This window comes from Sphingobacteriaceae bacterium (assembly GCA_002319075.1).
Lineage (GTDB): Bacteria > Bacteroidota > Bacteroidia > B-17B0 > Aurantibacillaceae > Aurantibacillus.
Map to the genome: position 1 here is coordinate 846,811 of NVQB01000001.1, position 20,102 is coordinate 866,912.

Below are 20,102 nucleotides of genomic sequence, written 5' to 3' on the forward strand. Positions count from 1 at the left end.
GTATCATTGTTTATGGCAAATACAATACCCACTAGAATAAAATCAATCAGTGAGTTTCATCGGCTGAGAGGCTTGCCAAAGCCTGAACATCCTTTGATTAGTATAATAGTTATGGACGATACTCACCAGCCCAACTACAATCCTATGGATGCGGTGTTTGATTTTTATTTTATTGCATTGAAACGTATGAAAGGCGTAAAGTATAAATACGGGCAAAGCCACTACGATTTTGAAGAGGAGGGTGTACTGTTTTTTATGTCGCCTAATCAGGTTCTTAAATTTGAAATTACTGAAAAAGAATTTACCGAAAAACCGTCAGGTTGGATTTTGCTCATACACTCCGATTTTATTTGGAATACGTCACTTGCAAAAACAATTAAGCAATACGATTTTTTTGATTATTCAGTAAATGAAGCGTTGCAGTTATCAGAAAAAGAAGAAGTAACGCTAAACGGCACTATACAAAATATCAAACAAGAGTACCATTCAAACATTGACAAATTCAGCAAAAAAATTGTCATTTCGTATATAGAGACGTTACTCAACTATTCAGAGCGGTTTTACAATCGTCAGATCATCACAAGAGAAAAAGCCAATCATCAAATACTTGACCGTTTGGAAAAATTATTGACAGATTACTTTAATAGTGATGATTTGATTTCAAAAGGTTTGCCAACAGTTCAATATGTTGCAGACAACCTAAATGTTTCACCAAGTTATTTAGGCAGTTTACTTAGAGTACTGACAGGGCAAAACACACAGCAACACATTCATGACAAGTTAATAGAAAAAGCTAAAGAAAAATTATCTACAACAAGCCTTTCAATAAGCGAAATTGCTTATGAATTAGGCTTTGAACATTCGCAATCATTCAGTAAATTATTTAAAAGCAAAAGTGGTATAAGCCCTTTGGTTTTTAGAGCTAGTTTTAATTAAGAGTCACTTTTGACTAAACAAAAGTCATTTTTGGCTAAACTTTTCTCTCGCAATCGTTGCAATTTTGCATAAACAAATAAATGATTTATGAATAGGTGCAGTCGTTGCCAAAATAAATCTAAAATTTTATTGAAACAAAATCATTTGAACACAATATATTCCCATGATCATCGCATTAATCTTATCAACAATAGCCATGTCAAATAGCACTCCAACCATTTCAATTCAGTCCAAATTAGCAGTGGCGCAAGAATTTATCAGAGCTGTTGAGTCCAAGAATTTAGATTCTGTTGCCGCCACTCTTGCACCAGACGCGCAACAGTTTTTCATGCACACAAAAAGAACGAAAACAAATGAAAGCCGTAATGATGTGATCTCCGGACTAAATAGAAAGGCCTTTTGCGTAGCGCTTCTTAAAAACAGAGAAGAAATTCTTGCCTATACTAAAGGTCTGTTCGGCAAGTTTACTCCATTAGTCTGGCTTAACCATGAATGGTCTACTTCATCAGACTCCAACCAAGTTATCTTTTCTGGAAAAGGGGGAATGATTGTTGAAAAAAATGGAAGGCCTTATAATAACGATTATGTTACGGTATTTGAGTTTGAGGGTGATAAAATTATTCGAATGTATGAGTATGGAGATGCGTTTTTGTATTTTGGTCTCAGGATTTTACCAAACCGTATAGAACGTAAATCCTTTGTTCATGCATTTCAACATCTATTATCTTCAAAATAGTGTCGATAAGCTATAAGATATTCATTTTTTACTTTTTATCTTTACAATATGGCAACACCGAAACTCATAAAGATAAATACAATATCAGAAGCACATCAATTTTTAGGATTGCCTAAACCTGAAAATCCACTCATAAGTATTGTGAATTATGCTGAGTTTCAAATTCCAGAAGCTACCACAGAATTTAGAGCAACATTTGAGTTTTATTCCATTTCAATAAAAAAGAATGTGAGAAATAAATTATATTACGGGCAACAACGATGTGATTTTGATGGAGGAATTATGTTTTTTATGTCTCCAAATCAAGTTTTGAGGGCTGAAATAGAATCTACCACAACAGTTGAAGAACCGTCAGGTTGGGTATTGCTCATTCATATTGATTTTTTGTGGAATACAACACTTGCTCAAAAAATGAAGCAATACGACTTTTTTAACTATGCTGCAAATGAAGCATTGTTTCTATCAGAAAAAGAGGAAGTTATCATTAACGGAATTATTCAAAATATTCAAAATGAATATCAAAGAAACATTGATAAGTTCAGTAAACAGATCATCATTTCGCATATTGAAAATTTACTGAGTTATGCAGAACGATTTTACAATCGCCAGTTCATTACAAGAGAAATAAATAATCATCACATTTTAGAACATTTGGAAGTGTTGCTTAATGATTATTTTGCCGATAGTGATTTGATTTCAAAAGGACTGCCTACTGTTCAATTCATTGCTATAAAACTAAACATTTCATCCAATTATTTGAGGCGGCTTTTAAAAACGCTGACAGGACAAAGTACTCAACAATTTATCCACGCAAAACTGATAGAGAAAGCTAAGGAAAAACTATCTACAACAGACTTATCTGTGAGCGAAATTGCTTTTGAATTAGGCTTTGAGCATTTGCAATCGTTCAGCAAGTTGTTTAAAACGAAAAGTGGTATTTCTCCTTTAGAGTTTAGGCAGTCGTTTAATTAAAAGCACATAGATTCATAAAAACTGTAAATGTTTCGAAGTAAATCTCACTGTTGCTTCTAATGAATCCTTAGTGGCAAGTCCAAAATAATAAATGGTTTTTTATTACTTTTATCGTAAATCTATTTAAGTTCTTATGAGGGTAAAAATATTTAAAGCAATACTGTTTTGCTTGATTTCATTTATTCATTTCCGGTTAGTTTCGCAAACCGATACAGCTTATATTCAATCATATTACAATAAATTTGTTCCCCGATTACTATCTGCATTTAAGCTACATGAAATTATTTTAGATAATTATGCAGATGCTAATGTCAATTCGAGTGAAGAATTTAGCACCAATGATCAATATTTTATAGGGGGAGATCTGAGTTATAAATGGATTACCGTGGGTTATAGTTATGGAATTAATCTCGAAAATACCAGGAAAAACTTAGACTTAAGATTTGCCACCACTTATAAGGCGCTTAATTTTCAAGCTAATTATACGAGACTAAATAATCTAACATATTCATACTTTGATAATACATCATTTATCGAGAAGCAACAGTTCAAACCTTTAAATAGTGAATTTTATAATTATGGATTTAAGGTTGATTACATTTTTAATTATAAAAAATTTTGTTATTCGGCTGGTTATACCCAAGGAGGGAGACAGATAAAAACAAAGGGTTCATTTGTAGCTACCATTGCATTTTCTAAAAATAAATTTTCGACAGGGGATATTCCGAGTAGTTTAAATAGGGATAGTGTTTTGTTTAACGAATTAAAGCTAAATGCTATTGAAGACTGGTTAGGTGAAGTTGGTTTGGGTTATTCGTACAATTGGGTCATAAAGAAACATTTACTGATTGCAGTTACAGAACTGCCGTGTATGGGTTTTCAGCAATTAACATTAAGTCGATATAATGATAAGACTAAATCGTATTTTAGAGCGCCATTTGTTAATCATTTTAAACTAGGTGTCGTTTGGCATAATAGATGTTTTTTCACTGGCGTTTCATCCAATGTCATTTGGCGCGCTAGTGTCGTGGATAAGTTTGATTATAGTCAATTAAATGTTGCTGCAAATATTTACATGGGTTGGGTATTTTCAAATGTAAAACGGAAACGCTTAATGGGTGCGTGATGATGGTTATTTGAATTCCTACGCTATCAAAACGATCATAATGTAAATTACAATGCCTTAATATGTAGACACAGTTCAAAATAATATGATCTCTATTAAGGTTTTATATTATCATCGACTACCTCTAAATCAAAAAAGCACTTAGCAAACCAGCCAAGCTTAAATTTTCAGTAAAAAAATATTTTTTTAGCACTAGGGGTAAACTCTTTTTAGGTTGTCTCATAGTTATTAGAGGCGTATTGTTTTATCTAATATGGCTGTAAAGGAAATTCTGAAGACCAGGAACATATTTATAATACGAATGTCTCAAAATTTAATATTCAGCTTCTCCTTTATTCTTGCTTTGTAAACAAATATGTTTGGGAAGGACAATCCTTTAGCATTATTAAAAATTTAGGCAGATAAAGCACTTCTTGTTGCAGGTGCAAACATAAGCTGCTGCTGATCCCTACATACACAGGCAGCTAAAATTTAATCAGCATTTAGAAGCAAACAATATAAAACAAAACATAGTAAAGCAAATCCTTAATTGGGATATGAAATTCAAATTCCGTTTATCTCCGAACTTAATCAAAGTCTTTTGCTACAATTAATTTAGAAATGAATAGGGGTAAATTTAAAATGAATTGTCTCTACCATATAACAGTGAAAATAAATAAAATGAAGGTATTTAGAATTTTGATCCTAGCTGTAATTGCTCTTTTAAACGCAGAGGCTTTTAATAAAGTAAGGATCCGGGGTATTTTGGGAAAAAACAGTAATATTTTAGTGCTTGGCGTTTATTTTGAAGAATATGTACCGTTTCAATTAGTCGGCCAATGCAAAGCTTCTAAAACGATAGTACGACTGAGCTAAACACAGAATTCCTTTAGAACTCGGGAGCCATTCTCATTAACTTCAATTATTTTTAGAAGCGTACCCAACCTTTTTATCATTACACCTATCTATATTGTTAGAAGAAAGTAAAATACTATTGAAAAACGACGAAATTGAGCTCGTAAGGGGTTGTATCAATAATGATAGGCATTCTCAAAATCTATTGTTTCATAAATACTCAAAAAGAATGATGTCGGTTTGTTTTAGATATAGTAGAAATAGAGAAGATGCTGAAGATGTATTAAATGAAGGTTTTATGCGGGTATATGAAAAACTACATACTTTTAATGCTACTGGCTCTTTGGAAGGATGGATTAGAAAGGTTATAGTAAACGTAGCTATCGCAAAGTATAATGCTGGCAGTAAGTTGTATCATTTTGTTGATATAGATACCGTTGAGATTATGGACCATAGTAGTAATGATTTATACACAGATTTAAATGCAAAAGAATTAATCCTGCAAATTCAAAAACTACCACCAGTATATCAAATGATTTTTAATTTATATGTTTTTGAAGGATTAAAGCACAAAGAGATAGCGGAGCAACTTAATATAAGTGAAGGAACATCAAAATCAAATCTATCAGATGCCCGATCATGGCTTAAAAAACGAATAGAAGATTTATCAGTAGAAAAGAAAGCAATTTAAAATTTATTGGAAAATAATAATGACATAGACGATTTATTTAAAGACTTGATTGAGTCTTATGAAATGAACCATTCAGAAACAGTATGGGCTTCATTAGATAAGCAATTGGACAAAAAAGCAAACGATAGAAATAGAGTAATTATTTTCCGTTTAAAAATGACACTGAGCATTGTTGCATTTTTATTCAGTTCTTTTGGAATCTTCTATTACTTTAATGATTCAAAAGATAAAAACGCATTTCTAATATCAGAAAAACAAAGGGATAGTACCGAAAATATACAACAACAAAATACTGCCATAGCGAAAGTAAATGCAAAAATTGCATCGTCAGTACATGAAACACAAAAGTTTGAAAATAGATTAACTTTAAAAGAAAGTGCTGTAAATACTACTTCGTCAAATAGTACACCTAGTACATTACTAAATAAAGTATCAAAGATAAAATCAAAAACAGTTGTGAATTATGCTTCTAATGCTGACACAATTGTGCAAGACACCATTACAAAGGCTATCAGTTCAACAAACAGTAATCAAGCTTTGTTATTAGGTAGTCAGAAGATAGTAGCAGAAATGAGTATTGATACAATAAACCATATTGTTTTAAATGATATTAAGCCAGTGGAACCCTTAATTGACAGTTCTATTGTTTATGAAAACAATAAGGATACAACAACTTATAATAGAGATACAATAACGGATATTATAACTAACCCAAGACTGCCGATAATATTTACATCAAATAAAAAGTTAGATAGTATGCTAAAACAGCAATTCAAAAATCGGTTTTCAGTCATTACTTATTTCTCCCCCGACTTGAGAAAAAGTTACATAGAAGAAGATGATGATGAAAGTAAAAAAGATTACAAGCAAGAAGAAGCTCCCGACTTTTCGTTTAATACAGGACTTCTACTTGCTTATGATTTAACAAAAAGTTGGAGTGTTAAAGTTGGCGGAACTTATAATTTTTTAGCGCAAACCATCAATCCAAAAACAATTTATGCAAAAAATGGGACAGGAGGCTTGGCACACTATCAGTTTAATACGAGTTATGGAAGTGCAGAAATACCAAATGATTTAGGCGTAGCCCCTGTTGTAGGAGATAGTTTAATTATTAACTCTAAATCAACCCAAGTGCTTCATATTATTGGAATACCCATTATGGCAAAATATCAAATAACCCGAAATAAATTTAGTTACTACGCGCAGTTAGGCGGTAGTATTAATTTTATGATGGGGGGAAAATTAATTGTTGAAACACCAACTAAAACTGAAACAATTAGAAAAATAGAAGGGTTGAATGAATATTATTTCGGAGGTATGGTTGGCTTGGGTGTTTCATACAGTCCAGTTAAAAAACTATCTATCTTGTTTGAACCTACCGTAAATGGAGCAATTACACCTATAAACAAAAATACCTCAGTTGCAACTCGTCCTGTTTCATTAGGCTTGGCTTTAGGAATTAGTTGGCATTTTTAAGATCGGGTTATTGCACAAAAAAACAGGTAAGATATAAAATTTCAGAAGCAGCAAAAATACGGAAGGAATAGGGCTAAGCATAAAGTGAATTGCCTCTATTATATAACAGTAAAAACAAACAAAATGAAAATATTAAAACTTTTAATCCCGGCAATTTTAAAATTTAATTAAACCCATTTAAAATAGCAATATAAAAAAACAGATATGATAAAATCAAAAACAGTAACACAAATCAAATTATCATTTTTAAGTATATTAATGACTTTGGCTGTAAATGCTCAAACAAAGTATACAATAAGTGGTACAGTAAAAGATAAAAAAACTGGCGAACAAATGATAGGCACAGTTATTAAAGTTGAAGAATTAAAAGGAACCGGAGTAGCTTGTAACGAGTACGGTTTTTATTCGTTGACTCTGCCTGAGGGAAACTATACTCTAAAAGCATCAATGTTAGGTTACGCTGATTTTGTATTAAAAATAAATTTGAACAAAAATACAAAGCAAGAAATTTTATTAGAAGACGCTGCTAAAATAATGGATGAAGTTGTTGTTAGTGCAGAGAAAAAAGACCAAAATGTTACTCAGGCACAAATGGGCGTAGAAACTATTGATATAAAGGAAATAAATAAAATACCTGTTTTAATGGGAGAAAAAGATGTTTTAAAAACTATACAACTTATACCGGGCATTAAATCGGCTGGAGAAGGAAATACAGGTTTTTATGTACGAGGTGGAGGCGCCGACCAAAATTTGATTTTGTTGGATGAAGCACCCGTTTATAACGCTTCCCACTTATTAGGCTTCTTTTCTACTTTTAATTCAGATGCTATAAAAGATGTAGCAATTTATAAAGGTACTATGCCTGCTCAGTATGGTGGAAGACTATCATCTGCATTAGATGTTAAAATGAATAACGGAGATGATCAAAAATTTCATGTAAAAGGAGGGCTTGGTATTATTGCATCAAAATTGGCTATTGAAGGGCCAATAGTAAAAAATAAAGGCTCGTTTTTTATAGCCATATTTGGAACTTAACCAAAAAACTATATTTTATGAATTATGGGTATATCCGGGTAAGCACAGACAAACAAACAACAGAAAACCAACGTTTTGAAATTGAAAGGTATTGTCAGGGGCTAAACATAGTAATTGATGAGTGGATTGAAGAAACCATTAGCGCAACAAAAAAACTTGATGATCGAAAATTTGGCCAACTCTTAAAAAGAATGAAAAAAGAAGATCAGTTAATTGTGACAGAACTTTCCAGACTAGGGAGAAACCTTATGCAAATTATGAGCATTTTACACGGATGTATGGAGCGTGATATCAAAGTCTCAACAATAAAGGAACATTACGAATTGGGAAATAATATAAATTCCAAAGTGCTGGCTTTTGCCTTTGGCTTGTCAGCGGAAATCGAAAGAAACCTGATTTCTCAGCGTACAAAAGAAGCTTTGGCCAGACGGAGATCTGAAGGTGTTATTTTGGGCCGGCCTAAGGGTAGAAAATCCAATAACCTGAAATTAACCGGTAAAGAAGAGGAAATTAATACTTTACTCAAAAAGAAAGTGTCTTACAGCGCAATAGCCAGGATTATTGGGGTTCACAGGCTGACTGTATCTACCTTTGTGAAAAACAAACTGTAGAATAGTTAAATTAAAAATTCCAATATTTTTGGCTAAAATCCATAAAACCGTGTGTCGCTGCTGCGATGTCTTCACCTTCCATCTTTCCATTGCTGTGTACAAAGCAAAGTTACGCTGGGGTTAATCGGAGTGAAGGCGTAAGAATTTCTATTAAAACGGAGCTGGAGTTATAGACATGAGCCGTATTTTACGTCAATTGAGAAATGAAAGGAAGCACAAAACCGGCATAAATGGCTTGAGTTTAATCCTGGCAATGGTAATTTTACGTCTTAAAACTGTTTCAATTCCATGAAAGCTCTTAACTTTCTGATACGGTTAAAATCTTCGATAAAATTCGATAATTTCAACGTGCAGGGTACAATAAAAAACCCGCTGTTTTCAGCGGGTTTTTTAATTAAGCCCTATTTATTCTTTTGAATTCAGTGGTTTGAAGTTCGGGTTTCTTCTTCTTTTTTATGACGGTTTCTTCGAAGATTTAAGAAATAGCGGTAAGTAAAGATTGATTAATCCGATGGAGCTTTTCACTTTATAGTGGAAATACTTAAGTGAATTTTTTTTATTCAACACTGTCAATTATCCTCGTTCTCAAAAATATACAAATTATGTTTCAGGTCTTTTACTCCAAATTTTGTACGATCACCTTTAATTTCAAGTAACCCAGGTAACTTTCCAGATTGGCTTTTTTCTTCAAATGTATAGTGCCAATCCAGCTTTTGGGTTTCTCTATTAAAACATACCACTTTTGAACTTGTATCGCACACAAAAAAGATCAATTCTTTGTCCAGAATATAGAGCTCTCGATCGTTGCGAATATTATTGTCTTTGAAATATTCGGTATGATCCTCGAGATTTATCGATCCGGTTTTCGGGTCTATTTCCCAGTAAAATTCCCACATTAAACCAGCAAGTTTATTATCAGTCAGGGAAATCTTCGTAGCTTCCGGTAATGGAATTGCCGATGGCAGCCATGGACAATGAAATCCCGGTATTTCATTTATGAAATGTGCCAATGTACCATCCTTCATCGAAAGCGCTATGATTGTATGGTGATTCAAGGCGACCCAGAGTTTTTCCTCCAGCACACCAATACAGTTTTTTACTGTCCATGGAGCATCTTTCTGATAGTTATCAGTCTTTGGTACAGGAGTTAATGAGTCGAACGAAAAGGTCCATAGAATATGATTGGTGTCATTCGCTATTTTGTACATATCTCCAATCCCATATGCCAGATAAAAATCTTCAAAACAAATAGCTGGTGTAAATGTCTTATTGATATTCCAATATTCCTTTTCAGAGACCAAGTCTAGTTTTCGCAGTCTCAACTCAGTAAAACTATCATTCCAGTAGGATTGAAAGATAGTTGTTTCATCGAAAAACGAAGAAAGGCTGTTAACCGAATCGATGATCTTGTCTATGCCCAATTTACGATTGATCCACCGGCTTCTCTTGAACTCATCCATTATTACCAGGTAACTGTTCGCAAAGAAGTAAACTTCGTTCGCTTCATTTAACAGAATAGTTTCTGATTCTGTTTTAACAGCAGATTCATGCCAAATGATTATTTCGCCCTCATTGAAATAGAATTTACCGACTAGTTTTAGTTCTGATGTTTTAATGTAATTCATTGAGCGTTTTAAATTATGAATTGGAATGACTTTAAATGTAGGGATTGTTCTGTAAAAAGTTTAGATTTCTATATTATAAATCTGAGTCAATAGGAAAACTGCATCCATACAAGTCCGAAATCTGAGCAAGAACAAATGTGTCGTTTAGGTGTCGTGTATGGGTGGAAAAAAATGAAAAAGATCAAAGCTCTGCTTTGATCTTTTTTTCATTGATAGTAAAAAACTTCAACGCTATTACCATAAAAAAATTAAGCGACTATAACGATTGGAAATTTAAGAGTAGTGCTGATCAAAAAATCATCCTTCCTCAAAACCTTGGTTCTTACTTTGTGATTCAATTACACTGCAGATCTTCAATGAGTTTGAAGTTACAGAGCCTTGGAAGGCTTTTTGACCTCTACATACTCAATTTTATTATCCCAGTCACGTCCCCTCCCATGCATAACAAAATCCCATATCTAGCCTGGTTCTACTATCATCGTTTTAATAGTTAGAGAAAAACCATTCGGACCTCACCATTCTTTTATGTGATCAGGATTGGTCCATACTTAAATCTATGTTCCTACTTTTCTATTAGAAATCACCTCGCAAAGGTCACACCTTGCAGCAATATGGGGGCCTGCGGTGTCCTTTTGTTTTTCATAAAATGATTTTAATTTCTAACTACTTTTGTACATTAACTTTATTAAAAAAAAGGCCGTCTCACTTTTGAGACAGCCTTTTTATGTTCTTTATTAGTCCTTTATTTCCGCCTTAAACCCCGCCTTCTCCACTTCCTTCTGAATATCCTCAGCGGACAGGTTTTCGGTTTCCACTGTTAAAGTTTTTTCGGGTGTGTAAATATCCACTTCCCATTTATTGATTCCTTCTTTAGCGTCTAAAAAGGGAGTTACCTTTCCAACGCATCCCATGCATTTAATATTGGATTTAAATTTTAGTGTTTTCATATGTAGATTTTATTGTTTTTTAAGGTCTTATGGTATAGCCATGTTAACTTCATTCCTTTTGCCTTTCGGTAACATGGCTATTTCATTTTTATGTTCTTTTGTTACACAAAGTTACTGCCACAGTATTCGCGGATTCTTATAGAATTCCAGGCAATCTGTATATAATTTTCTAGCCCAGTTTTTTTACGCGAACTACTCCGATAATAACCGCCAGCGTACTAATAACGGCTGCCGCGATAAAAGCCACCTGGATGCCATGATTCATATTGGCGTTGCCCTTGATGGAAGCTGAGCTGATAGCTACAACGACAGCCAACCCTAAAGCCGAGCCGATTTGATAAGATGTATTCACTATTCCTGAAGCAAGGCCGGTTTCTTCTGGTTTGGCTCCCGACATGGAAGTTATAGTGCCGGGAATATAGGCCAGGGACATGCCAATGGCTCCTAAAATCGAAGCCGGAAGAACGTCTGTTGCAAAGCTTCCTGTCTCAGAAACATTGGCAAACAGCAGCAAGGATACGGTCAGGAACAAAAGTCCCAACACCAAAGTGCCTTTTACACCCATTTTTGCAATTACTTTGCCCGTTACGCTGGTCATCATGATCATAATGACAATGGTCATAGGCAAAAGGGCCAAACCGCTCTTAAAGGCAGATAAATGAAGCACCTGCTGCAAGTAAATATTCAGGTAAAACCACAGCGGAATCCAGGCTGCCGCCAGGAGCATCATAACCAGGTTGCCGGTAGACAAATTAGGGATTTTAAATACCGATAAAGGCAATAAAGGGCTTGCCGACTTCTTTTGCAGCATGAAAAAGACCAAGAAAAGAATTACGGACACCGCGATCAGCGAAATGATTTTCACGCTACCCCAGCCTTCCGACTCAGCAGAAACAATTGCGTAAACCAAAGAAACTAAAGCAATGGTTGCCATCAGGGCGCCTGAGAGATCGAGACGACCTCTGTGAGTGTATCCTTTCACCAAGTATGTTTTGCTCACCATCAACACAATTAATCCCAGGGGAATATTGATGAGGAATGTCCAGTGCCAGGAAAGCCATTCCGTTAATACACCGCCTAAAAAAACGCCTGCCGATCCTCCGGCAGCTGCCGAAGCGCCCCAAAAACCAAAAGCCTTTGCGAGCTCTTTGCCATCGGTAAAGATGGTCATGAGGAGTGTTAAAGCGGCTGGCGCAATTAAGGCCGATCCAACTCCTTGCAGTGCCCTGGCAACATTCATTGAAGTTTCAGACCAGGCCAGTCCTGCCAGCAGTGAAGCACCGGTCAAAACACCGAATCCCATCATAAAAATCTTCCGGGGACCGAACAGGTCGGACAGTTTTCCGCCAAGAAGTAAGAGACCGCCCAAAAAGATCACATAGGCGTTAAAGATCCATTGGAGGTTGCTTGCTGAATAACCCAGGTCTTTTTGAATTGCAGGTAAAGCTACCCCTATTATAGAGGTATCCATAATAACCATGAACTGCGCGGTGCATAAAACCGCTAATGCCGCCCAGCGCCTGGCGTTGGGAATGGCAATATGTGCTGTTGTTGTTTCCATTGTTTTTTTCCTGCAAAACTATTGTGAGGAAGGCCTGGGGGTGTTGCACAATAACCGGTAAGTTGTACAAGATTTTAGATTTTTACACTTTAGATGCTTATGCGTATCTTAGCGGCACGATGAAACTTGCTGTGAAAAATATGGTTTGTAACCGCTGCATCATGGTAGTGAAATCTATTTTTGAGAAGAATGGACATTCGCCCGCAACAATCACACTCGGCGAGGTGATCTTACAAGATGATTCTATAACTGACTCCACTCTAAAAATTATTGACCAGGAATTATCTGACATGGGTTTTGAAAGAATAGACGATAAAAAAGTCAGGATCATTGAAAAATTGAAGAATATTATTGTGAGTAAAATTCATCATACCGATTATGTGGATGTGAAATTTAATTGGTCGGCTGTTTTATCTGATGAACTTCGCATCGATTATAATTATCTCAGTACACTTTTTTCTTCCGTAGAAGGTATTACGCTGGAACACTATATTATTAAACAGAAAATTGAACGTGTAAAGGAACTATTATTCTACGACGAGTTAAACTTGAGTGAGATCGCCGACAAGCTGGGTTATAGCAGTGTGCAGCATTTATCAAGTCAGTTTAAGAAAATGACCGGTTTTACGCCGTCGCAGTTTAAAAAATCACATCCCTCTGAACATTCACGCAGAAGCCTGGATTCAATTTGACAAAAGAAATTATATAAACTTTTCCGGGAGTTATGTAATGAGATAAACTTGCACCCCTTTTATTTTTGCCCTGTAAATCATTCAAATGGAACAGGTAGAAACAATTTCAGTGAAAGGCATGGTGTGTAGTCGTTGCATCATTACGTTAAAACAAGCCATCACCGATAAAGGCATGCGTGTTGCATCCATTGAACTAGGAAAAATAAGCGTTTATAAAACCGCTGATTTCTCTTATTGCACCTTAACGACGCTAATTTCAATACTTGGATTTGAGATCCTATTAGATAAACAAGTAAAAATAATTGAACGCATTAAGGAGTCTGTTGTGCGTTATGTTTCATCGGCTGAAAATAAACAGAAGTTCTCTGAAGTGTTAAGTGATGAACTGAATATGAACTTCGATCAATTGAGTGGTATTTTTTCAAGCAGAGAGGGAATGACACTGGAGCATTATATAATCAAACAAAAAATTGAAAAGGTGAAGGGCCTGCTCACCAGCACTGAAGATTCAGTAACGGATATTTCATACCAGGTAAATTATAGCAGCGTTCAGCATCTTTCGCGCCAGTTTAAGGAAATAATAGGCGTAAATCCCTCACGATACAGGGAATTGGCCCAACAGAAAAGATATAAAGTAAAACAGTAATTCTATAAAATAGTCGCCTCTAAACAACCGTACCTTTGAATTGTTAAAACGAATTAAAATGAGCACCACACTAAACAAACAAACTTTTCCCGTTCTCGAAATGACTTGCGCCGCCTGTGCGGTAAGTGTTGAATCCATTCTAAAAAACACCAAGGGTGTAAAAAACGCAAGTGTCAACTATGCCAATCAACAGGCGCAGGTGGAATGGGATGAAAAACTGATCGACGTTAACGGAATTCAAAATGCTGTACGTTCTATCGGTTACGATTTATTGATTAACACCGAGAACGCCAGCGAAAAGCAGGAAGAAATACAACAGCAGAACTTCAAACAATTAAAATTAAGAACCATTTGGTCGGCGGTTTTGGCTGTACCGGTTGTTATCATCGGGATGTTCCTGATGGATCTTCGCGGCGCGAACTGGATCTCTCTCACATTAACCGCACCAATCATATTTTATTTTGGCAAAAACTATTTTATCAGCGCTTTTAAGAAGCTGAAACACCGCACGGCCAACATGGATACATTGGTTGCACTCAGCACCGGGATCGCTTTCCTATTCAGCACATTCAATACCATATATCCTGAATTCTGGCATTCCCGCGGATTACACGCCCATGTATATTTTGAGGCTGCTGCGGTAATTATCGTCTTTATATCCCTGGGGAAATTATTAGAAGAACGGGCTAAATCCAACACCTCGTCTGCGATTAAAAAGTTAATTGGCCTTCAACCAAAAACGGTAAAAGTTCTAAGGGAGAATAAAGAAATAGAAATACAGTTATCGGAAGTAACGGCAGGAGAAATTATTATTGTAAGGCCAGGAGAAAAAATTCCGGTAGACGGTCTTGTTCAAGAAGGAAAATCGTTCGTAGATGAAAGCATGATAAGTGGGGAACCTGTTGCGGTTGAAAAGACCCCAGGCAGTAAAGTTTTTGCAGGGACACTCAACCAAAAGGGTACTTTCAAATTCAAAGCAGAAAAGGTGGGAAGCGATACGTTACTCGCACAAATAATCAAAATGGTTCAGGAAGCCCAGGGAAGCAAGGCGCCGGTTCAGAACCTGGTAGATAAGATAGCGGGAATCTTTGTACCGGCGGTTATTGGCCTGGCAATTCTTACTTTCGTTGTTTGGATGGTTTTTGGTGGAGACAATGCTTTCACGCACGCACTCTTAAATTCTATTACCGTGTTGGTTATTGCATGTCCTTGTGCGCTTGGATTGGCTACTCCAACTGCTATTATGGTAGGTATTGGACGAGGCGCTGAAAATAATATCCTTGTAAAGGATGCCGAGAGTTTAGAAATTGGACATCAGGTGAATGCTTTAATCCTTGATAAAACCGGAACGATTACAGAAGGACACCCAGAAGTTACAAATCTTACCTGGCTCAAAGAAGAAAATAAAAAGGAAATGCAAAACGTTTTGTTCACCATGGAGTCCCGGTCTGAACACCCGCTTGCAGAAGCGGTTATTAAGCTTCTTAACAGCGATGAAGTTTCCCTCACCGGACTTCAGAATTTTGAAAGTCTAACGGGATTAGGAATTAAAGCGGAGTATAACGGATCTGTCTATTACGTAGGCAACAAAAAGCTGATGCAGCAGCAAGGAATCGCCAGCAGTAAAATTGATGATACTGTTTCAAAGTGGCAGGCAGAAGCGAAAACAGTTGTATTCTTCGCCAACAGTACCCAAGCGATCGCTTTGATAGCGATTGCCGACAAGGTGAAAGAAACGTCAAAGGCTGCCATCGCACAGTTACAAGAACGCGGCATTGAAGTATATATGTTAACCGGGGACAACCACCTGACTGCTCAGTCAGTTGCAAAACAAGTCGGCATTCGCAGCTTTCAGGCAGATGCCCTTCCTTCAGATAAAGCCGCATTTGTAAAGAAGCTCCAGGCAGAAGGAAAAGTGGTTGCCATGGTTGGAGATGGGATCAACGACAGTCATGCTTTAGCTCAGGCGGACCTGAGTATTGCCATGGGTAAAGGCTCTGACATAGCGATAGATGTTGCAAAAATGACCCTGATTACCTCCGACCTTCAATCGATTCCTAAAGCTCTGAGATTGTCAAAGCTTATTGTGAGAGGAATAAGACAAAACTTATTTTGGGCCTTCATCTACAACCTGGTAGGCATCCCGATTGCAGCTGGAATATTGTACCCGGTAAATGGCTTCTTACTGAATCCTATGATCGCCGGGGCGGCTATGGCACTTAGCTCTGTTTCAGTAGTTGCTAATAGCCTACGTTTAAAAATCGCAAAACTTTAAATATATTAAACCAAGAGAAAAATGAAAAACTGGAAAATAAAAATAACCACACTGCTTGCCGCAATTGGCTTAGTTTCAGTGTCAACACTACAAGCTCAAAATAAAAATGTAGTTAAAGAAACGTATAAGGTGTCGGGTAACTGCGGCATGTGTAAAAAAACGATTGAAACTGCGGCCACCAAAAAAGCAAGTGATGCAGAATGGAGCGAAGAGAAAAAAGAATTAAAAGTCAGTTACGATCCTGGAAAAACCAATGCTGATGAAATTCTCAAAGCCGTTGCATATTCTGGTTACGACAATGAAAAATACTTTGCTCCCCAAGCTGCATATTCCAAATTGCCCGATTGTTGCCAATATGAAAGATCTGCGAAAGCTTTAGCATCCAATAAGAACGCATACAATAAAACCGATAAAGAACAATCACCAGGAAGTCAACAGGAAAAAGTCGCTTTAGAATCTGTTTACGCTTTGTATTTTTCCGTAAAAGACGCTCTGGTAAAAACAGATGCCAATACCGCTTCCTCAAAGAGTAAAGAACTTATGAACGCACTGAGCATGGTAAAAATGGAATCGTTGAATGCCGATCAACATAAAGTTTTTATGAAATACGTTTCTAACCTTAAAACAGATGCTGTGAGTATTGGTGAAAGTAAAGATATTAGCAAACAAAGAGAGCATTTTACTACTCTATCACAAAACATGTACGAAGTCATGAAAGGAATTAAACCTTCATACACCGTTTATTTAGACCATTGTCCAATGTTTAATGATGGCAAAGGCGCGAACTGGGTGAGCAAGGAATCTGCAATTAAAAACCCTTATTACGGTTCGCAAATGATGACCTGCGGTAAAATTTCAGAAACGAGCAAATAAATTATTATGAAGTCTTTCAGGATATTAATTTTATTCATGCTGTGCACTTTGAACCAATTAGTGGCACAAAAAAAAGTGAGGTATGATTTGTACGTGCGCGATACATTGGTGAATTTTGCAGGCAAGGAAAAACACGCCTATGCGGTTAACGGCCAGATTCCAATGCCTGAACTGCATTTTACAGAAGGTGATACTGCTGAAATTTTTATTCATAACGAGCTAAGGACTGAAACATCCATCCACTGGCATGGACTAATTATACCCAACGAACAAGACGGTGTACCGTACCTCACAACCGCTCCAATAAAAGCAAAAACTACGCACCTCTATAAATTTCCCATTGTTCAGAGTGGCACTTATTGGTATCACTCACATACCAAATTACAGGAGCAAAGCGGAATGTATGGTGCTTTTATAATTCATAAGCGCAACGCTCCGCCAATGAAAGAGTATACGTTGATATTAAGCGATTGGACAAACATGAAGCCTTTTGAAGTTCACCGCAGGCTTCACATGGCAAACGATTGGTCTGCTATTAAAAAAGCGAAGATTCAAAAAGGGGCGGTACAAAGTTATGGCGATGCCATCGCAGCCGGAAGCCTGAAAACGAAATTTACCAACGAGTGGAAACGCATGTTAGCCATGGATGTGAGCGATGTGTATTACGATAAATTCCTGTCTAATGGAAAACCTGAAATCGAAGCGCCACAGTTTAAAGCAGGTGATAAAGTGAGGGTAAGGATTATCAACGGGAGTTCCTCTACTTATTTCTGGCTCAACTATGCCGGCGGACAAATGGAAGTCGCTGCGAGTGATGGCATGGACGTTGTTCCGGTGCCGGTTGACAGGATGATCATAGCTGTAGCAGAAACATACGACGTTCTGCTAACGATACCGGAAGACAGCGTTGCCTATGAGTTTTTAGCCACTTCAGAGGATCGCATCAGAAACACTTCTCTATGGCTGGGCAGGGGCACAAAACAGCTCGCATCACCGTTAAAGCCTTTAAAGTATTTTGATGGAATGAAGATGATGAACGACATGATGAAAATGAATGGTAACCTGGATGACATGGGCATGAACATGAGTCTTCAGCAAATGGATATGAATGTAGTGATGTATCCTGAGATCACCGGTGAAAAAGAAGAAAAAAAAGATCATGATCATGACTCCCGGCTGGATAACGACCGTTATAATAGCAACGCTCTGTCTGATATTGTTACTTTGAACTACGCGATGTTAAAGTCGCCGGTAAAAACGACATTGCCTGCCGGGCCAACCCGGGTTCTGAACTTTACGTTATCGGGAAATATGAACCGCTATGTTTGGAGCATTGATAACAAAACGGTTTCTGAAACGGATAAGATCTTAATCAAAAAGGGAGAAAACATACGCATTGTACTTTATAATAATTCTATGATGCGCCATCCCATGCATTTACACGGACATTTTTTTAGAATCGTAAATGGATATGGAGACTATTCGCCACTTAAAAATGTACTGGATATAATGCCCATGGAAACCGACACTATTGAATTTGCAGCTACGGAAAGTGGCGACTGGTTTTTCCACTGCCATATTTTATACCACATGATGAGTGGAATGGGAAGAATCTTCAGTTATGAAAATTCGCCGCCAAATCCGCAATTGCCAAACCCTGAGAAGGCCATTAAAAAACTTTATAAGGACGACCGGGAATTTCACTTCATGGTTCAGAATGATTTTGCCAGCAATGGAAACGATGGTGAAATGATGTACATGAACACTCGTTACAATCTTCAGGCTGAATGGCGATTGGGTTATAATGACATGCACGGTTATGAAGTTGAAACGCACTTTGGAAGGTACATTGGAAAAATGCAATGGCTGTTTCCATATGTCGGAATAGATTATCGTTACAGGAAAATGGGAATAGATGAAGTTGAAAAAAATATTTTCGGGCAGAAAAACACAAAAGACATTCGCCAGGCTCTGTGTTTTGGTGTGCAATACACTTTACCACTGCTGATTGTAGCGGATGCACGCTTCGATACAGATGGCAAGCTTAGGTTATCGCTGATGAGAGAAGACATTCCACTTACAAAGCGTTTACGCTTAAATTTTATGGGCAATAGCGATCTTGAATACATGGCCGGCTTCAAGTATGTCCTGGATAAAAACTTTTCACTCTCGGCCCATTATGACAGTGACATGGGGCTTGGTGGTGGCTTTACGTTTACCTACTAGCATTTTTTTGGTTGTAGTTCCCCCGAACCTCTTTTGCACAATTACTCTTGATACAGATCAAGTGAAATTCATATCATAACGCATTTCACTTCTCCTGGAGTAAGCAGAACTTTGTGAGCAAATACTAAAGCCCATTCTGATAAGAAGAACGGCTCCGAAAAAATTTAAACATGCTCACAAAGAGATTAATCGTATTCTGCCAGTTCATTTTAACTGGCTTCTATTTCCTAAACGCCCAGCCCATACCTATGGAGGTAGTACTCGGCAATAAATACACCTGGTACCAATACTCGGCCTCAAAAAAATTAAGCGAATCAAAATTCGGTGTTTTCGGAACCGGTTCGTTGATAGCCCCCTATAAAGAGAATAAAAAAGAAGAACTTATGAACCAGTTCTATCTTACCTATGAGCTTCTTAAAGGAATTAAAGCGTCGGTGGGCAGCTTTTATTCGACACAACCCGGTTTCCGGCCATCGGTTAACATTCAATTCTTTAAAGCTGTCAAAAATCTTACAGTACTCGCTGTGCCACGCATTGACATTTGCAAAAATCCTTCTTATGATCTGATGTTCCTCTTAGAATATAAACCGAAGATCGCCGGGCAACTACCATTGTATTCAAAATTTCAAAGTATGTTTAATTTTTCAGGAGACAAACACAATCGCAGCTACCAGTATCTGAGGCTTGGAATAAATCTCAAACACCTTCAAACAGGGATTGCCATCAACTTCGACGCTTATGGACCGGCAATCACATACCGGCGCAATTACGGCCTATTTATCAGGAAGGACTTTCGGTAAACACAAGGCCAATTGTGTAGATTGCTTTAAGCAAAAACAC

At 36.9% G+C, this 20,102-nt stretch carries 18 protein-coding genes and 1 pseudogene; 15 read left to right on the forward strand and 4 right to left on the reverse strand.

Annotated elements, in window-relative coordinates:
• The first annotated feature begins 12 nt into the window (after positions 1-12).
• The 9 genes from CNR22_03805 (at position 13) to CNR22_03845 (ending at position 8,417) form a co-directional block, all read left to right on the forward strand.
• A complete protein-coding gene (locus CNR22_03805; protein ID PBQ30932.1) occupies positions 13-936 on the forward strand; it encodes an AraC family transcriptional regulator in 924 nt (307 codons plus the stop codon).
• A 163-nt stretch (positions 937-1,099) separates the two neighbouring features.
• Positions 1,100-1,672: a hypothetical protein gene (locus CNR22_03810; protein PBQ30933.1), complete on the forward strand. Its 573-nt coding sequence runs from the start codon at positions 1,100-1,102 to the stop codon at positions 1,670-1,672.
• Positions 1,673-1,720: 48 nt separating this feature from the next.
• Positions 1,721-2,644, forward strand: a complete 924-nt coding sequence (locus tag CNR22_03815; GenBank protein ID PBQ30934.1) for an AraC family transcriptional regulator — start codon at positions 1,721-1,723, stop codon at positions 2,642-2,644.
• Positions 2,645-2,777: 133 nt separating this feature from the next.
• Entirely contained in the window at positions 2,778-3,770 is a 993-nt protein-coding gene (locus CNR22_03820) for a hypothetical protein (GenBank protein PBQ30935.1), read from the forward strand.
• 600 nt (positions 3,771-4,370) lie between these two features.
• Positions 4,371-4,625, forward strand: coding sequence for a hypothetical protein (locus CNR22_03825; protein PBQ30936.1), 255 nt, complete (start codon positions 4,371-4,373; stop codon positions 4,623-4,625).
• A gap of 208 nt (positions 4,626-4,833) precedes the next feature.
• On the forward strand, positions 4,834-5,295 hold the full coding sequence (locus CNR22_03830; GenBank protein PBQ34804.1) for an RNA polymerase subunit sigma-70: 462 nt from the start codon (positions 4,834-4,836) through the stop codon (positions 5,293-5,295).
• Between the two features lie 6 nt (positions 5,296-5,301).
• Positions 5,302-6,771 carry a hypothetical protein gene (locus CNR22_03835; protein ID PBQ30937.1) on the forward strand — a complete coding sequence of 490 codons (1,470 nt, stop codon included), beginning with the start codon at positions 5,302-5,304 and terminating at the stop codon, positions 6,769-6,771.
• Positions 6,772-7,029: 258 nt separating this feature from the next.
• Positions 7,030-7,806 carry a hypothetical protein gene (locus CNR22_03840; GenBank protein ID PBQ34805.1) on the forward strand — a complete coding sequence of 259 codons (777 nt, stop codon included), beginning with the start codon at positions 7,030-7,032 and terminating at the stop codon, positions 7,804-7,806.
• 17 nt (positions 7,807-7,823) lie between these two features.
• Positions 7,824-8,417 carry an invertase gene (locus tag CNR22_03845; protein PBQ30938.1) on the forward strand — a complete coding sequence of 198 codons (594 nt, stop codon included), beginning with the start codon at positions 7,824-7,826 and terminating at the stop codon, positions 8,415-8,417.
• A gap of 569 nt (positions 8,418-8,986) precedes the next feature.
• On the opposite strand, the gene CNR22_03850 is transcribed toward CNR22_03845, so the two are convergent.
• From CNR22_03850 to CNR22_03865, 4 genes and pseudogenes are all read right to left on the reverse strand, one after another.
• Entirely contained in the window at positions 8,987-10,042 is a 1,056-nt protein-coding gene (locus CNR22_03850; protein PBQ30939.1) for a hypothetical protein, read from the reverse strand.
• Positions 10,043-10,425: 383 nt separating this feature from the next.
• A pseudogene (locus CNR22_03855) lies at positions 10,426-10,590 on the reverse strand (ATPase).
• A 186-nt stretch (positions 10,591-10,776) separates the two neighbouring features.
• Positions 10,777-10,989, reverse strand: coding sequence for a hypothetical protein (locus CNR22_03860; protein PBQ30940.1), 213 nt, complete (start codon positions 10,987-10,989; stop codon positions 10,777-10,779).
• Between the two features lie 169 nt (positions 10,990-11,158).
• Positions 11,159-12,550, reverse strand: coding sequence for an MFS transporter (locus tag CNR22_03865; protein ID PBQ30941.1), 1,392 nt, complete (start codon positions 12,548-12,550; stop codon positions 11,159-11,161).
• Between the two features lie 119 nt (positions 12,551-12,669).
• Here CNR22_03865 and CNR22_03870 point away from each other — a divergent pair, with 119 nt between their 5' ends.
• The 6 genes from CNR22_03870 (at position 12,670) to CNR22_03895 (ending at position 20,062) form a co-directional block, all read left to right on the forward strand.
• Positions 12,670-13,242, forward strand: a complete 573-nt coding sequence (locus tag CNR22_03870) for an AraC family transcriptional regulator (GenBank protein ID PBQ30942.1) — start codon at positions 12,670-12,672, stop codon at positions 13,240-13,242.
• Between the two features lie 85 nt (positions 13,243-13,327).
• On the forward strand, positions 13,328-13,888 hold the full coding sequence (locus tag CNR22_03875; GenBank protein PBQ30943.1) for an AraC family transcriptional regulator: 561 nt from the start codon (positions 13,328-13,330) through the stop codon (positions 13,886-13,888).
• 58 nt (positions 13,889-13,946) lie between these two features.
• Positions 13,947-16,163: a copper-translocating P-type ATPase gene (locus CNR22_03880; GenBank protein ID PBQ30944.1), complete on the forward strand. Its 2,217-nt coding sequence runs from the start codon at positions 13,947-13,949 to the stop codon at positions 16,161-16,163.
• A gap of 21 nt (positions 16,164-16,184) precedes the next feature.
• Positions 16,185-17,036, forward strand: a complete 852-nt coding sequence (locus tag CNR22_03885; protein ID PBQ30945.1) for a mercury transporter — start codon at positions 16,185-16,187, stop codon at positions 17,034-17,036.
• Positions 17,037-17,042: 6 nt separating this feature from the next.
• The gene (locus CNR22_03890; protein PBQ30946.1) at positions 17,043-19,262 is read left to right on the forward strand and encodes a copper oxidase; all 2,220 of its coding nucleotides are present in this window, start codon (positions 17,043-17,045) and stop codon (positions 19,260-19,262) included.
• A 248-nt stretch (positions 19,263-19,510) separates the two neighbouring features.
• Positions 19,511-20,062, forward strand: a complete 552-nt coding sequence (locus CNR22_03895; GenBank protein ID PBQ30947.1) for a hypothetical protein — start codon at positions 19,511-19,513, stop codon at positions 20,060-20,062.
• The last annotated feature ends 40 nt before the right edge of the window (positions 20,063-20,102 follow it).

What these genes read in the sequence shown, in the direction of transcription:
- CNR22_03805 (PBQ30932.1), top strand. Translation starts at nt 13, where the DNA reads ATGGCAAATACAATACCCACTAGAATAAAATCAATCAGTGAGTTTCAT.
- CNR22_03810 (PBQ30933.1), top strand. Translation starts at nt 1,100, where the DNA reads ATGATCATCGCATTAATCTTATCAACAATAGCCATGTCAAATAGCACT.
- CNR22_03815 (PBQ30934.1), top strand. Translation starts at nt 1,721, where the DNA reads ATGGCAACACCGAAACTCATAAAGATAAATACAATATCAGAAGCACAT.
- CNR22_03820 (PBQ30935.1), top strand. Translation starts at nt 2,778, where the DNA reads ATGAGGGTAAAAATATTTAAAGCAATACTGTTTTGCTTGATTTCATTT.
- CNR22_03825 (PBQ30936.1), top strand. Translation starts at nt 4,371, where the DNA reads ATGAATAGGGGTAAATTTAAAATGAATTGTCTCTACCATATAACAGTG.
- CNR22_03830 (PBQ34804.1), top strand. Translation starts at nt 4,834, where the DNA reads ATGATGTCGGTTTGTTTTAGATATAGTAGAAATAGAGAAGATGCTGAA.
- CNR22_03840 (PBQ34805.1), top strand. Translation starts at nt 7,030, where the DNA reads ATGACTTTGGCTGTAAATGCTCAAACAAAGTATACAATAAGTGGTACA.
- CNR22_03845 (PBQ30938.1), top strand. Translation starts at nt 7,824, where the DNA reads ATGAATTATGGGTATATCCGGGTAAGCACAGACAAACAAACAACAGAA.
- CNR22_03850 (PBQ30939.1), bottom strand. Translation starts at nt 10,042, where the DNA reads ATGAATTACATTAAAACATCAGAACTAAAACTAGTCGGTAAATTCTAT.
- CNR22_03860 (PBQ30940.1), bottom strand. Translation starts at nt 10,989, where the DNA reads ATGAAAACACTAAAATTTAAATCCAATATTAAATGCATGGGATGCGTT.
- CNR22_03865 (PBQ30941.1), bottom strand. Translation starts at nt 12,550, where the DNA reads ATGGAAACAACAACAGCACATATTGCCATTCCCAACGCCAGGCGCTGG.
- CNR22_03870 (PBQ30942.1), top strand. Translation starts at nt 12,670, where the DNA reads ATGAAACTTGCTGTGAAAAATATGGTTTGTAACCGCTGCATCATGGTA.
- CNR22_03875 (PBQ30943.1), top strand. Translation starts at nt 13,328, where the DNA reads ATGGAACAGGTAGAAACAATTTCAGTGAAAGGCATGGTGTGTAGTCGT.
- CNR22_03880 (PBQ30944.1), top strand. Translation starts at nt 13,947, where the DNA reads ATGAGCACCACACTAAACAAACAAACTTTTCCCGTTCTCGAAATGACT.
- CNR22_03885 (PBQ30945.1), top strand. Translation starts at nt 16,185, where the DNA reads ATGAAAAACTGGAAAATAAAAATAACCACACTGCTTGCCGCAATTGGC.
- CNR22_03890 (PBQ30946.1), top strand. Translation starts at nt 17,043, where the DNA reads ATGAAGTCTTTCAGGATATTAATTTTATTCATGCTGTGCACTTTGAAC.
- CNR22_03895 (PBQ30947.1), top strand. Translation starts at nt 19,511, where the DNA reads ATGGAGGTAGTACTCGGCAATAAATACACCTGGTACCAATACTCGGCC.